The organism is Pseudomonas sp. LP_7_YM (assembly GCF_004364435.1).
In the GTDB taxonomy this organism is placed as follows: domain Bacteria; phylum Pseudomonadota; class Gammaproteobacteria; order Pseudomonadales; family Pseudomonadaceae; genus Aquipseudomonas.
Window position 1 is genome coordinate 18288 of record NZ_SOCT01000003.1, and the last position, 12270, is coordinate 30557.

Below are 12270 nucleotides of genomic sequence, written 5' to 3' on the forward strand. Positions count from 1 at the left end.
ATGGATTTTGTAAAATACACCGCACAGGGCAATGATTATATCGTTCTTGATCCCAATAAGATGTCGATGGATTTCGATGTTGAATTGGTTCGTAAAATCTGCAATCGGCGCACCGGCATTGGTGCGGATGGCGTTTTGTATGGCCCTCATTTGAATAATGGAAAGTTGGGTCTGGAAGTCTATAATTCGGACGGCTCGGCCTGTGGGAAAAGTGGGAACGGCTTACGGGTGTTCTCCCGATATCTTGTTGATAATGATTATGTCCAATCGGACAGTTTTGATATCTGGTTGAGTCGTCTGGCGCAGAGTATTGCTGTGCAGCGATTACCCGCACATAACCTGTTTCTCGTCAGCCTCGGTTCTTTTTGCCTCGAGAGCAGTAAAGTGCCGGTGATAATGGATGCGAAGAAAACAGTCTTGAACGAGACATTGCACATCGCAGGTCGGGATATTTCCATATCATGTGTTGATATTGGTAATCCACATTGTGTTGTTCTTGGGCAAGCAGCGGATAGAGCCACTGCGGAATTGCTTGGGCCATTGATTTCCCAGCATTCAATTTTCCCTGACAAGACCAATGTACAATTCGTCAACATCGTGAGTCCTTCACGAATTGAAGTCGAGACATGGGAACGGGGTTCTGGATATACGCTGGCCTCGGGCAGCAGTGCCTGTGCGGCAGCGGCCGTTTGTCATACGCTGGGGTTGGTGGATGCAGATGTGACCGTTGTGATGCCAGGAGGGAAGATGTCTGTATTCATTGATCCGGACAGCACGTTGAATCTGATCGGTTCGGTAACGCATGTCTTTTCTGGCATATTTTCCTATGACTTCGAGAAGGGCATGCAAAATGTATGATTCATCAAGCTATATTTGCCGCGCCGCTACTCTGGCGGATCTACCCGCCATTGTTGAAATCTACAACTGTGCTATTGAAGCGGGAAATAGTACATGTGACGTCGAACCGGTGAGTGTTGAAGCCTGGAAAACCTGGTTTATAAAACACTCCGGTAGCCGACGCCCGATCTGGGTAGCTGAAGACCCTAGGGATCCGAAAACAGGCGTTATCGGTTATTTATCACTTTCGTACTTCATGAATGAGCGTCCAGGTTATTTTAGAACCGCTGATTTAGGGTTATATATTCATCCCCTTCATCAGTCGCAAGGCGTTGGATCATTTTTGTTGCGATCAATCATGGAGTCGGCAGCCTTGCTGGATATCGAAGTGATAGCCACCACGGTATTTGCCCATAATCATAAAAGTTTGCGGTTGTTCGAGAACTCGGGTTTTACTCGCTGGGGGTTCATGCCAGGCGTCGCACGAGTCCGTGGAGAGGATTTTGACCTAGTGATGGTCGGAAAAAAGCTCTATTGATAAAGTGCGTGGAATGCGAGTTTCTTGATTGCTTGATATGGCAGCAGAAGGGGAGTTACCAATACTCCCCGGTTGATGTTAGATTATTCCCAATAGCGCGGCTTTTACGGCCGCGGCTGTTTTATTTGTGGCATTCAATTTTTGCATGATATTCACCGTATGATACGTTACGGTTCGCTCAGTGACGCCGAGAACTTTCCCGATTACTTCACCGGTTTTACCATCAGCGACCCATTTGAGTATTTCCACTTCCCTCGTGCTGAGTTTTTCAAGCGGATTGTACGGTGGGCTGAGGGTTATAATTTCGGACAGGCAAGCATGGGTAAGTCTTACGAGTTTTGACATTTTAGCCTCCTTGGCGTCCAGCTCCTGCAAAGTAATTGCTTCTGTCGATCGGCTGAGTGTGATAACTCCTTTTGCGGCGAAGTTATACCAGGATGACTGAAGCCAGCCATAATTAAGATTGAATTTTTTCATTTCACCGTAAAGAAGAGTGTGGTCTTTGAATGTATCCTCCGACCATAGCATTGGTTCATTGCTTTTAAAGCCGTGCTGTAATGTAGGATCCGACTCTACAAAGTTATGTATTTGGTAGTTTTCATTCCATTGAGGGTCGTAGTTGTTTTTTGAAAACATCCTTGGAGCTGTAATGGGGAGGGCGTATCTGAAGTGGTAACTAATGAATTCAAATCCTAAGAGGCGGGATTTTTTTTTAGTATTTCAAAGGCTGATTCAATATTTTTGTTTTTTACGGAATCCAATAGTTCAACGTTACACTCGTACATTCTAACATCCTGTTATTTTGGCTGAGAAAAGCGCCGGGATTATACTGAAATAATTTTTATTTAAAAAATCAGTTCGGTAGGTATGTTTTTTGCTATTTGGTGTTTTAGTGCCGCTCCACTTTGGTGCGATCGCTACTTTTAAGTACGATCGTACTTAAGAAAGGTCTGAATCATGTGACTTCGGTCTTGCTGTTGCTGTTCAATTCAGCCTAACAGCGGGCAAACAGCGAAATGGCGCAAGCTGGGTCGCTACCACGTTATGAACGCTAACGGCTACGCGGCGTGTGGGTAGACTGCGCTGATCGAACATGAAGCCATCGACGCTACCTTGGTACCTGGAGACAATCATCGCCGACGGTCGGTTGCAAGGACGCTTGGCCTGCGCAGAAATCGACTAGCCCTCCAACTGAACACCGGGCATCTGGAAAATCTGCTGGGCTAGTTGTACCAAGCGCACAGCGCCCCAAACACATCTGAGGGAGTGCTCGACGAGGTAATGGTTGCTGGAAGGTGAGCGCGGTGGCGCGCAAATTGTTCCATTTGAGGGGCAGTAGAATGCGCCCGAAAAATTCAAAAAAGATTCATAAGGCTAAGGCATTGAATTACATTGTTAAAATTGAATTTAACGGTTAGCTAGGGTCCAGAACTGTTGCAGTCGATCAGCGCGAACACGGGCTCAGGCGTGGGAATGGTCACGGATGCTATACCTTACAACGCCCCAGACAAGAACCTCGTCGCCTTCCATTACGTAGCGCGGCGGGAACTTGGTGTTTTCCGACATCAGCACCACAGCGTTCTCACGTTTGTGTAGGCGCTTACACATGGGTTCTGAATTGACAGCAGCGATAACGATGTCACCGTGTACCGCGTCCATACTGCGATCAACGATTATCAGATCACCGCAAAAGATCCCAGCCCCTTGCATACTGTCGCCTTCAATCTGCGCCAAGTAGACGTGGGGAGCGCGAATGTCGAATAGCTCGTCGAGCGAGATGTCCTTTTCGATATGGTCCGCTGCAGGAGAACGAAAGCCTGCTGGTACCTTGAAACTGTACAGGGGGAGACGTTCACGGGTAGCAGATAACGGGCCTAGTATGTTGATGCTCATGATGCGAACCTTACCGAGGGTGACTGTATGTATATACAGTTAACGTTCTGACTTGCTCTCGGTCAATCTCATACATGGAACATTTCGACGAGTGACACCATGTGCGGACGCTACTCGATCTACGAACCGATGGACCATTACCTCAAGGAGCTCGCGCCAGAGCAGTTGGTCATCAACGGCTACGATCTCTGGGCCATTGAGCGGTACAACGTCGCACCGACCACGCGCGTCGAAATAATCCGACCGGTCAATGAAGGGTTGAGCGTCGACAAAGTACGCTGGGGCTGGTCGCCTTTCTGGGCTAAAGGGAAACGGCCTGATCCGATTAATGCCAGGGTTGAGACGGTGATGACCGGCAAGTTCTTCAAAGAGCTCTGGCCGAACGGACGAGCACTGGCTCCTGCTAATGGCTGGTTCGAGTGGGTGATGGATCCAAAGGATCCAAAAAAGAAACAGCCCTACTTCATCCGTTTGAGAAGCCAACGTCCGATGTTTTTTGCCGCCTTGGCGCAAGTGCACCCTGATCAAGAGACTGACGAGCGCGAAGGCTTTGTGATCATCACTGCAGCGAGTGATTCCGGCCTGGTGGATATCCACGACCGCCGGCCATTGGTGCTGTCTCCGGAGATGGCCAAGGAATGGGTCGATCCGGGACTGTCGCCCGCCCGCGCGGAGGAAATTGCCAGGGCAGGCAGTCGCCCGACCGACGAATTCGAATGGTTTAGGGTCGGCAAGGCGGTGGGTAATGTGAGGAGTCAAGGTGCCGAACTGATTGAGCCGGAGATGGCTTCGGACCTGTTCGATGACCAGTGAAAGAGTGTGGCCGCTACACACTTGGCCCAATGGCCATTTAGGTGCCTAGGCTGTGATGCAACTATCTACAATGCGCTGGCGAAACGACAAACCGGCGAACGGCCAGTGAATTGAATCACTGTGTAAGGGGCGGAGTGGTCAGTACAGAGCGCCACACCGGTACACTAGATCCACGGCATTTGATTAGCGGGATGATTCCGACGCAGCCAATGGCGACGGGAGCAGGCCCGAGACCTCCTCCAGCACTGCGCCGTGGTCTCGCATACACGCATACACCTGCTCAAGCTGATCATCTTCAAGAGTCAGAAGAGCAGCGAAGTAGAAATGCATGTGCTGACCCATAGTCCGAGGCTCTGCACCGCCGGTGTATTTACGCCACTGAGCACCGCCAGCCAGCCCCACAAGGTCAGCCATTTTCTGGCTGGTCAACTTCAGGCGCGCTTTCAGTTGTGCCAGTTCAGCCGCGCTCGGCGGCTGATAGTGCTTGATTCGAATCATGGGGGCCTATACCCCGGCAGGGGGATTGTTCGGAGCTAAATCAGTGCTGAATCAGAGCAGCAACCGCGAACGCAGCCAGCGCAGCGGCGGCGCCCAGGCCAAACGGCAGCCAAGCTTTACGAGGGTCAGCAGGCCGTACTGAATGTTGATGCATTTCCTCGTTAAAGGCAGCGACGTCGGCATGCAGCTGAGCGAACCGTTCGGTCCGGCCAGTATTGGGTTTGGTGCGAGGGGTGGACATATCAGGCATCCTCTAAAGGGAAAAGCGCGGATCACATTTGCACCTTTGTGCATACTTTAGACCCGGTAGGGGCGACAACTCAAGTTGCTCCGTTGTAGGCCCCGGCTATCCGGGGCCGCGTTTTTCATTTACGCAACAGCGTGATCAAAGCCACTAACGCTGTAATCAACCCTGCCCCTACAGCGAATGGGTAGAACATGGCCTCGCGCTTGATCTTGGCTTCCTCGGCCGCGAGCTTCCGACTTTCAGCCATGAGCTTGTGGATCTCTACGGAAAGCTTTTCCAGCTCCAAGTGCTCACGATCGTCTCTCAACATATCTTCATCCTTTCGGGTCATCGGGTCGCCCTTACTGCGCTGCCCATACCTGAATTGTACCCTTTAGGTACAAACAAGCAAGCTGAATTGATCGTTTTGCGCTACTCATTCAGCAAGGAATTCTCTGACGAACTCGTCTGATTCTGCTGACAGAGCGCTGGGCAAATTCCCCGCTGATACTTCAGGGTGGCGCCGCTCCGCGGTCATGTCGAAGATGCGTACCTCGGCTACCAAGCGGGGTGCAGCCTTTTGCTTCCCCAGCAATCAAGTCCTCGGGTGGCCGCAAAGCTTCAACCACACTTTCAGTGGACGCAGGAGGTACCCTACCAACGATGGATGGCGCCACTGAAAGCAGGATGACAATGCGATTGGCGACGTTGTTGCTCAGGGATAAACGCTGGCTGGTGACGTTCAACGGTAACGGGGATCCCCAGCTTATGGACGTACCTGCCGATGCGGGAGTCTTCACGCCGGAGAAGATCCTGTGTTGGATTCGTGCGCGAGACGGGGCTTATCTGTCGTTCATACCAGAATTGCTGCAAGCGATTAGTGATCAGTTGAGGTAGACATAGACGTTCGTGACGCCGTTCAGGTAACGAACTCGGTGCTTGCGCCTTGCAGAAATATAAAACCAAATTGGGAACTAATTTCTGATCTTTTAACTGCGCCAGCTCACGACATGTTGGAGAATGTTCGTTTAATCGTTGATCTTCCAAAACTGCATGCTGGCTCGATCAAGAGCCAGCTGCAAATGCCGCGCATACCGGACATGGGCCTCATATTTCGATGTATTTCATGTAAAGACCTAACGCCATTAATGCGGTAAAAAAAAACGCGCAAAGCCCCCACGTTATAAACAGGAGATGTTTTAGCCCCGCGGGAAAGCTTCGAACCTCAGAAAGATTAACTATCCCCCTTTTGTTAGAAAGGTTAGGCATGAGAAGAACCCCTGTCAGAAAACCATTCCTAATGGCTTTCCCAATCAAGCCTGCTTGAGAGTAGGCTTGCCGATTAGCCTGCACAAAGCTACTTGTTGGCATCATGCTTTCGGCTTTTTCCGTATAAACGTGAATAGCATAGATTAGCCATAGATCGAAAAATATCATAGGTAAGCAAATTAGAGCGGCGAGAAGTCCTATGGGAATCGTGGTCATTGCAAAGATTTCCCATAAAGATAATCGCCGATTTTTTCTCCTGCATCTCCGCCAACCTCTCCTCCTGCCAAGCCACCTGCAAATCCCCCTACCACACCGCATGCCAAGGCTCCGATTCCACCACTGGACATGCCTAAAACGACCACGCAGCCAAAGGTTGCGCCAGCACCGCCCATAGCTCCTCCCACCACCCCACCACCCAAGCCCACGGCAAAAGATGAGGTCTCTACATATTTAGCCCTTGTACACTGCTCTTCTCGGCCTTCAGAACATGCTTTTTTAATTTTAATTGCGGTGGCAGCGACGTCCAAAGCAGTGCCAACATAAGTCCCTTTTTTGATGAGGTTAGCGGCCTTAGCAACTTTGCTTACTTTTTCTGCGTAGCCTGCGATTTCCCCAGTTTTCAAATAGCTTTTGGTAGAGATTTCCAATAATCTTTTAATTTCTCCCTTCTTTCGCAAGCCAGAGCCGTAAGCGGCAAGCCTATCCAAATGGCCTTCAAGCCTGCTGAACAACATCGCTCGCTCGAAATAGAACTTATCATGATCTACAATTGAGCCAGACCTAAGATACTTTTGATGCAGACTTTCGATATCCAAGAGGGAGGTTTTTATATTCTCCATATGCTTGCTCCAGCCATCACTAAAAGCCCCTATCCCTTGAGAGCCGTGAGTAAGAAAATCTTGGAAAAACTCAAAGTTTTCTAGAAAGAAATCGTCGGCATCCACATTATTAGAAAGAAGGCCCGCATGTATCTGGCTAGCGAGATTCATGAGATAGGCCTCCGCGCTAGTGCTAGATGAAGTCGACACATCACCTATAATCACCAACTCCCCTCCCATGACCACCGTATTAACAATGTGGTTATTAAGCGCATCAAACTTACTTTTCGAGGTACCAGTTAAATTAAGACTCCGCTTTAAAGACTCGAACGACTGGGTTTTCGCATTTATAAATGAAAGAGGTTCACTCATATCAACCTCTCACGAATATTTTTTATTGCCGATACGATCCCACCCACCGGCTACATTCCCCCCGGAGGCACCGTCACTACGCTTTTGCTGCGTATATGTCGTTTTAATACGACCATAATCCAGCTGGACTATTTCTAGCGGAATACCCGAACCAGCGTTTTGCGTGTAATCAGCGATGATTACTTCTTCTAACACCACTTCGAAATACTTTAGCTTGTCAGTTCCCGCACGGCAAAGTACAAGCCTAACCTCTTTCAAATGCTCACCAGCACAACTTGCCTCCATTAGTTTGCAGCTGGATTTATCCAAGATCTTAGTGAATGTAAAGTTCGTCATGGTAGTTCTGCCAGATGAGGCGCCGTCGGCAGAGCTTGCAGTCGCAGAGGTGCTTTGATGGGTACCGAAGCTGTAACCCGTAATCTCTATCCAATCGCGGTATTTTTCGTCCAGCGCTTCGCCAGGAATACCATCGATTTTTACGAAAGCATCAAATGCCATGAGACCTCCTTGGTATCGTACTGATTAAATTCCGGCCTTAAGACTACACTCTCTCAGAATGGTTCCGAAACAGTCTCAGGCAATTCGTCAAGAGAGATAGTTATCTTGTGATCAAGATGGTCTACGTCGAAACAAGGAAAAACCCCGGGATTATTATGCTAACGACGCCGTGTGGAATGCGGTTTACACCGAAGCGGTCCAGGAACTAAAGGATGCAATGGACCTGGCTTATCTGTCGGGGCAGCGCCCGGCCGATACTCTCAAGGCTGTAACTACGGACATCGCAGCCGGATTTTTCTCTGTAACCCAAGGCAAAACCGACAAGCGCTTGCGAATTCGTCTGTCTATCAATGACGAGCTGACCGGTCTGGGCATTTTTATTGAAGACTTGCTCGAGCGTCGTCGCCTGGCCGGAATACGCGGATCGCGGCTGATCACGAATGCATCTGGCTTGCGGATGAGCATGGCAATGATGAACAACCGCTGGGTTGAAGCCCGAGACAAGGCAGCATCTCAAGCCATTGCGGCCGGTGACGCCGCCTTGGCAGCTTTGATCAGGGAGTTTCAATTCCGGGACATCCGGCCAAAAGCGGCATCGGAGATTGAGGATGTCAGCCCCGCCAGCAGACTGCTCGGGCATTCAAAAGAGAAGATCACAAAAGACGTTTACCGCCGCATCGGCGAAGTCGTCAGCCCGACGAAATAGGGGCACCAAACGGAAGCGATTTGGATTCAAGCGGAAGTAATTCACTAATTGCCATCCACAAAAAAGCCCGTAAGACGTTGATCTTACGGGCTTTAAATGTGGAGGCCGAGGTCGGAATCGAACCGGCGTAAGCGGATTTGCAATCCGCGGCATAACCATTTTGCTACTCGGCCCCAAACGACTAATGCCTCTACAGCTAGCATTAGACGCATACAAACTTAAGCAAGAAATGAAACTGTGATCAGCTCCCTAACCTTTTGATTAACAAAGGTTTTTCCGCTTTCCTATGTCAGGAATGGACGCAATTCTGGACTTGTTCAGCAGGACTGTCAACAGCCGGGTGAAAAAATATGCCTGCTTCCTGCCGAATGACGATCGGTCAACGCGGTACTCGCTTGCCGTTACCAGCGATGCCGCACCTTTGATCAAGCCCGAACTCTCGCTGTGCTGGGTTATGGCGATATTCCCGACGGTGAATATTCCAGCCGATTAGCGCTTGGCTAACGCTTTGAGCAATGCCTCTAACATTCGCGGTCTGTCGGTGTGCGCCAATGTCACCAGCACAATTTCTCGATCATACCCCTCCCCAACCGGCGTGATATTAAAATCCTGCGCCAGTCGCTCCAGGCCCGACCACAGTGGCACCAGGCTCGCTCCGACACCATCGGCGACCAGCATCGCAATGGCCTCAAGACCGTCCAGATTGAACAGCGGCGTCAATGCCAAGCCGGTATCGCTGAGGTAACGCTCGGCGTGCCGCCCGCCCCATGAGCTGGGTTCATAGCAGATATAAGGATGCGATCGCAGGACTTCGGCGATGCCTTTTGTGGGTAACGCCTTAGAGGCCAGCACCAGCTTTTCCAGGTGCAGTGGTGCCATCCGGAACATTTTTGGCAACTCGAAGGGAGGAGCAACAATGACCGCCGCGTCAAGCTCACCACTCTGCAGCGCTTGGTATAACGAACGGGAGGTGCCAGGCAGGATCGAGGTTTTCATGCCGGGCGCCAGGCGACTCAGCTCCAGCAAAGCCGTGGGCAAAAGGCCGGTCAACATCGTGGAAATCGCGCCAATGCGCAGCGAGCCGGTCAATCCGCTCAAGTCGGCGTCGCCAGCCAGTAACGAGACCTCCCTGACGATGTGGCGTGCCCGCGGCAGCAGAGCCAGGCAGGCTTCGGTGGCTTTGGCCGAATGTCCCACACGGGACAACAGCGCAAACCCAAACAAGCGTTCCAGCACCTGAATGCGCTGACTGACAGCCGCCGCCGTTATACCTTCGACGCGGGCAGCATCGGCAATGGAGCCGCATTCGATCACCGCCAACAAGCTGTTCAGGTACCGAATATCCATAAGCATTACTTTCGATTGAAAAAAGAAAAACATGCTATCTCTGTCGATAGGAAACAGACAGTCTTATCTAACAGCCATGTTGCGAACACGCGTATCCGATTGGAGTCCCCTTAATGACACTCACTCTGGTCAGCCATTCACCTTGCTCTCCAGCGCTGTTCGGGGCACTCGCGGCCTGTGTCGCGCAGGCCGAAGATGCATTGCTGATGCATTTTCCCGCTGACTTTCATGTTGGCCAAGGCATGGACGGCGTGCAAATGGTCGCCGCGGAAGGGGCATTGGTCGCCAGTGGCTTCGTTTGGTACGAAAGGATGACCGGGCGCGAGATCCGGCCGGTCAGCAACATCAAGACAGTCATTGACACCGCCAGGCAGCATGCAGTCGTCTTGCCGTGGGACACGACACTTCAATCCGACGTGTTACGTGAGACGCTGCTGGCGCAGGCCCACGCTGCCGGGTTATCGGCGCGCCATCTGACGGTTCTCAGTCAGAACGGCGCCTGGCATGTGGAAGACCACGACGGCATACCGACCGCGCATGGCCGCTGGCGCCAAGATGCATTCGGACGCTGGGTCAATCATGAATCCGACACACCACACGATGCCTACGCAAGAAGCCTGTGCATCGCGCTGCTGGGGAGCGAGGCTGATCAGCGGGACGTGTACCCCGCCACGCTGGCCGCCCTTGGCGACGCCGCCGACGCTGCGCAGGTGAATCTGGACATTCGTTTCATCGCGCCTGCGCAGCTTGATGTGTCGCAGCTCGATTGGGTTGACGGCATCGTTCTGCCAGGGGGTTGCGACATGACTAACGTGCCGGGCCAGATACGTGCGGCGCGGCATGCGCTGGCCTCGGGTATTCCCGTCATGGGCCTGTGCCTGGGCATGCAATCGATGACCACCGCCCTGGCGCAGACCATTGCCGGGTTTGAACAGGCAAATATGGCGGAAGCGGCGCCGGACGCAGCAATCAAAAGCTTTGTACCGATGGCTGGCATCGCTGAATTGGAGGTTCACCGCCTGGGCGAGCGACGTTTGCAATTCAGGGACGCGGCACTGGAATACCGGTTTCAACATCATCTGACAATACGCTGCAACCATCGCTTCATGCTTAATCCCGAACTTATACCGCCGCTGTTGACGGCAGGCTTGGTGATCACCGCCACCGACGTCAGTGGCCAAATTGTCGACATGATCGATTGGCCGTCTCACCCCTTTTACCAAGGCATGCAGGGCCACCCGGAACTCGGCTCCAGGGCCGGGGCACCGCATCCTCTGATCAAGGACTTCTTGCTCGCTGCACAGGCATCGGCAAACGCTGGCGCCGCATCCCCGAATGACCACTGACGCATTGCATGTGACACATAATTAAAAAGATGGAACGCATATTGCTCCGTAACCTTGGAGCCCACCTGGGCTTCACCCCTCCTGCTTAATACGCCGAAAGTCAAACCCGCTGCACCATTTCAGAGCGGTACGCCCTCGAAAGGCTCATTACAACTTTTGGTTTATTTGCACTAATTGATACAAGTAGTGCAATGAATTTACAGTCTTGGAGATTGACATGACGACATCACTGCGCCCTAGCTTGCGCTCCCTCACGCTGGTATCCGCGCTGTTGGCAGCACCCTGGGTCAATGCAGCAACCGACGCCGCGCTGCCGTTGGTTACACCCGGCCAGCTCACCTACGGCACCGCGGCGACCTTTGCGCCCTTCGAATTCCAGGCCGATGGCAAGCTGACCGGCTTCGACATCGATCTGGTCGAGGCCATTGGCAAAAAGCTCGCCCTCAAGCCCAAGGCCATGAACATGGAGTTTCAGGGGCTGATTCCAGGCCTGCAGGGCAAGCGCCTGGACCTGATCAATTCGGCCATGTACATGAATGAAGCGCGGGCTGCGCAGGTCGATTTTGTGCCTTACCTGCGCATCGGCAATCAGGTCGTTGTCACGCAGGACAACCCGGCACAGGTCACGGGTCGGGACAAGTCATTGTGCGGCAAAACACTCGCGGTGACGTTGGGCGGCATTGAGGAAACCTACGCGCGTCAGGACGACCAGCGCTGTCGCAGCGCCGGTTTGGAGGCGGTAAACGTGCAAACCCTGCCGACCGCTCAGGCGACCGCGTTGAGCCTGCGCCAGGGACGTGCCGACGCCATTTTCGAATCGACGCCAGGCGTTGTGCAGTTATTGCGCGAAGTGACTGACGTCTACAAAACCGTAGGTCCGGAGTTCGAATCGGACACACGCATCGGCATGGCCGTGACCAAGGGCGATACCGCCATGAGCGCCGCCTTGCAAGTCGCGCTCAAAGCGATGGTCGCGGACGGCACCTACAAACAGATCATCGAAAAATGGAAGTTTCCCGAGACCGTGTCGCTGTTCGACTGACGCCAATCACCCCAAGCCCAGGCGCCGAACGTACTCGGCGCAAGGCTGAGTTCATTGAGGAGGCATC

At 52.3% G+C, this 12270-nt stretch carries 15 protein-coding genes, 1 tRNA gene and 2 pseudogenes; 7 read left to right on the forward strand and 11 right to left on the reverse strand.

What is annotated here, in order from left to right; genetic code table 11:
• Both dapF and EC915_RS09035 read left to right on the forward strand, forming a co-directional pair.
• A complete protein-coding gene (gene dapF, locus EC915_RS09030) occupies positions 1-858 on the forward strand; it encodes a diaminopimelate epimerase (protein WP_133750198.1) in 858 nt (285 codons plus the stop codon).
• Positions 851-1375: a GNAT family N-acetyltransferase gene (locus EC915_RS09035; RefSeq protein WP_166650957.1), complete on the forward strand. Its 525-nt coding sequence runs from the start codon at positions 851-853 to the stop codon at positions 1373-1375. The genes dapF and EC915_RS09035 overlap by 8 nt, the downstream gene beginning before the upstream one ends.
• 78 nt (positions 1376-1453) lie before the next feature.
• Here the strand turns inward: EC915_RS09035 and EC915_RS25205 are convergent, their stop codons facing one another.
• The 3 genes and pseudogenes from EC915_RS25205 to EC915_RS09045 form a co-directional block, all read right to left on the reverse strand.
• Positions 1454-1720 (reverse strand): LuxR C-terminal-related transcriptional regulator, encoded by a 267-nt coding sequence (locus tag EC915_RS25205; protein ID WP_256658707.1) that lies wholly within the window; start codon positions 1718-1720, stop codon positions 1454-1456.
• Positions 1703-2074 (reverse strand): annotated as a pseudogene (locus EC915_RS25210) (autoinducer binding domain-containing protein); the annotation flags it as partial. The pseudogene EC915_RS25210 and the gene EC915_RS25205, both read right to left, overlap by 18 nt.
• A gap of 762 nt (positions 2075-2836) precedes the next feature.
• A complete protein-coding gene (locus EC915_RS09045) occupies positions 2837-3268 on the reverse strand; it encodes a LexA family transcriptional regulator (RefSeq protein WP_133750200.1) in 432 nt (143 codons plus the stop codon).
• A gap of 99 nt (positions 3269-3367) precedes the next feature.
• Here EC915_RS09045 and EC915_RS09050 point away from each other — a divergent pair, with 99 nt between their 5' ends.
• Complete coding sequence (locus EC915_RS09050) at positions 3368-4081, forward strand: SOS response-associated peptidase family protein (protein WP_133750201.1); 714 nt, start codon at positions 3368-3370, stop codon at positions 4079-4081.
• A 183-nt stretch (positions 4082-4264) separates the two neighbouring features.
• On the opposite strand, the gene EC915_RS09055 is transcribed toward EC915_RS09050, so the two are convergent.
• From EC915_RS09055 to EC915_RS09065, 3 genes are all read right to left on the reverse strand, one after another.
• On the reverse strand, positions 4265-4579 hold the full coding sequence (locus tag EC915_RS09055) for an XRE family transcriptional regulator (RefSeq protein WP_133750202.1): 315 nt from the start codon (positions 4577-4579) through the stop codon (positions 4265-4267).
• Between the two features lie 40 nt (positions 4580-4619).
• On the reverse strand, positions 4620-4820 hold the full coding sequence (locus tag EC915_RS09060) for a hypothetical protein (RefSeq protein ID WP_133750203.1): 201 nt from the start codon (positions 4818-4820) through the stop codon (positions 4620-4622).
• A 124-nt stretch (positions 4821-4944) separates the two neighbouring features.
• On the reverse strand, positions 4945-5136 hold the full coding sequence (locus EC915_RS09065) for a hypothetical protein (RefSeq protein WP_133750204.1): 192 nt from the start codon (positions 5134-5136) through the stop codon (positions 4945-4947).
• Between the two features lie 356 nt (positions 5137-5492).
• Between EC915_RS09065 and EC915_RS09070 the strand changes: the two genes are divergently transcribed.
• Entirely contained in the window at positions 5493-5702 is a 210-nt protein-coding gene (locus EC915_RS09070) for a hypothetical protein (protein WP_133750205.1), read from the forward strand.
• Positions 5703-5912: 210 nt separating this feature from the next.
• Here EC915_RS09070 and EC915_RS09075 read toward each other — a convergent pair whose 3' ends face one another.
• The 3 genes from EC915_RS09075 to EC915_RS09085 are packed head-to-tail and all read right to left on the reverse strand — an operon-like array spanning position 5913 to position 7762.
• Positions 5913-6290 carry a hypothetical protein gene (locus EC915_RS09075; protein ID WP_133750206.1) on the reverse strand — a complete coding sequence of 126 codons (378 nt, stop codon included), beginning with the start codon at positions 6288-6290 and terminating at the stop codon, positions 5913-5915.
• On the reverse strand, positions 6287-7264 hold the full coding sequence (locus EC915_RS09080) for a hypothetical protein (protein ID WP_133750207.1): 978 nt from the start codon (positions 7262-7264) through the stop codon (positions 6287-6289). The genes EC915_RS09075 and EC915_RS09080 overlap by 4 nt, the downstream gene beginning before the upstream one ends.
• Before the next feature lie 9 nt (positions 7265-7273).
• Entirely contained in the window at positions 7274-7762 is a 489-nt protein-coding gene (locus EC915_RS09085) for a type VI secretion system tube protein Hcp (protein ID WP_133750208.1), read from the reverse strand.
• Positions 7763-7883: 121 nt separating this feature from the next.
• On the opposite strand from EC915_RS09085, the pseudogene EC915_RS09090 reads away from it, so the two are divergent.
• Positions 7884-8468, forward strand: a pseudogene (locus EC915_RS09090) (integrase); the annotation flags it as partial.
• A gap of 99 nt (positions 8469-8567) precedes the next feature.
• Here the strand turns inward: EC915_RS09090 and EC915_RS09095 are convergent.
• Together EC915_RS09095 and EC915_RS09100 are read right to left on the reverse strand one after the other, a co-directional pair.
• Positions 8568-8641, reverse strand: a tRNA-Cys gene (locus EC915_RS09095).
• A gap of 316 nt (positions 8642-8957) precedes the next feature.
• The gene (locus EC915_RS09100) at positions 8958-9815 is read right to left on the reverse strand and encodes a LysR substrate-binding domain-containing protein (RefSeq protein WP_133750209.1); all 858 of its coding nucleotides are present in this window, start codon (positions 9813-9815) and stop codon (positions 8958-8960) included.
• A gap of 113 nt (positions 9816-9928) precedes the next feature.
• On the opposite strand from EC915_RS09100, the gene EC915_RS09105 reads away from it, so the two are divergent.
• Positions 9929-11161: a gamma-glutamyl-gamma-aminobutyrate hydrolase family protein gene (locus EC915_RS09105; RefSeq protein ID WP_133750210.1), complete on the forward strand. Its 1233-nt coding sequence runs from the start codon at positions 9929-9931 to the stop codon at positions 11159-11161.
• A gap of 217 nt (positions 11162-11378) precedes the next feature.
• Positions 11379-12203 carry an ABC transporter substrate-binding protein gene (locus EC915_RS09110; RefSeq protein WP_133750211.1) on the forward strand — a complete coding sequence of 275 codons (825 nt, stop codon included), beginning with the start codon at positions 11379-11381 and terminating at the stop codon, positions 12201-12203.
• Positions 12204-12270: the final 67 nt, after the last annotated feature.

Bases quoted from the DNA above. Each gene is read 5' to 3' on its own strand.
- EC915_RS09060 (WP_133750203.1), bottom strand. From the start codon at position 4,820: ATGTCCACCCCTCGCACCAAACCCAATACTGGCCGGACCGAACGGTTC.
- EC915_RS09080 (WP_133750207.1), bottom strand. From the start codon at position 7,264: ATGAGTGAACCTCTTTCATTTATAAATGCGAAAACCCAGTCGTTCGAG.
- EC915_RS09085 (WP_133750208.1), bottom strand. From the start codon at position 7,762: ATGGCATTTGATGCTTTCGTAAAAATCGATGGTATTCCTGGCGAAGCG.
- EC915_RS09055 (WP_133750202.1), bottom strand. From the start codon at position 4,579: ATGATTCGAATCAAGCACTATCAGCCGCCGAGCGCGGCTGAACTGGCA.
- EC915_RS25205 (WP_256658707.1), bottom strand. From the start codon at position 1,720: ATGTCAAAACTCGTAAGACTTACCCATGCTTGCCTGTCCGAAATTATA.
- dapF (WP_133750198.1), top strand. From the start codon at position 1: ATGGATTTTGTAAAATACACCGCACAGGGCAATGATTATATCGTTCTT.
- EC915_RS09045 (WP_133750200.1), bottom strand. From the start codon at position 3,268: ATGAGCATCAACATACTAGGCCCGTTATCTGCTACCCGTGAACGTCTC.
- EC915_RS09100 (WP_133750209.1), bottom strand. From the start codon at position 9,815: ATGGATATTCGGTACCTGAACAGCTTGTTGGCGGTGATCGAATGCGGC.
- EC915_RS09110 (WP_133750211.1), top strand. From the start codon at position 11,379: ATGACGACATCACTGCGCCCTAGCTTGCGCTCCCTCACGCTGGTATCC.
- EC915_RS09070 (WP_133750205.1), top strand. From the start codon at position 5,493: ATGACAATGCGATTGGCGACGTTGTTGCTCAGGGATAAACGCTGGCTG.
- EC915_RS09050 (WP_133750201.1), top strand. From the start codon at position 3,368: ATGTGCGGACGCTACTCGATCTACGAACCGATGGACCATTACCTCAAG.
- EC915_RS09105 (WP_133750210.1), top strand. From the start codon at position 9,929: ATGACACTCACTCTGGTCAGCCATTCACCTTGCTCTCCAGCGCTGTTC.
- EC915_RS09065 (WP_133750204.1), bottom strand. From the start codon at position 5,136: ATGTTGAGAGACGATCGTGAGCACTTGGAGCTGGAAAAGCTTTCCGTA.
- EC915_RS09035 (WP_166650957.1), top strand. From the start codon at position 851: ATGTATGATTCATCAAGCTATATTTGCCGCGCCGCTACTCTGGCGGAT.
- EC915_RS09075 (WP_133750206.1), bottom strand. From the start codon at position 6,290: ATGACCACGATTCCCATAGGACTTCTCGCCGCTCTAATTTGCTTACCT.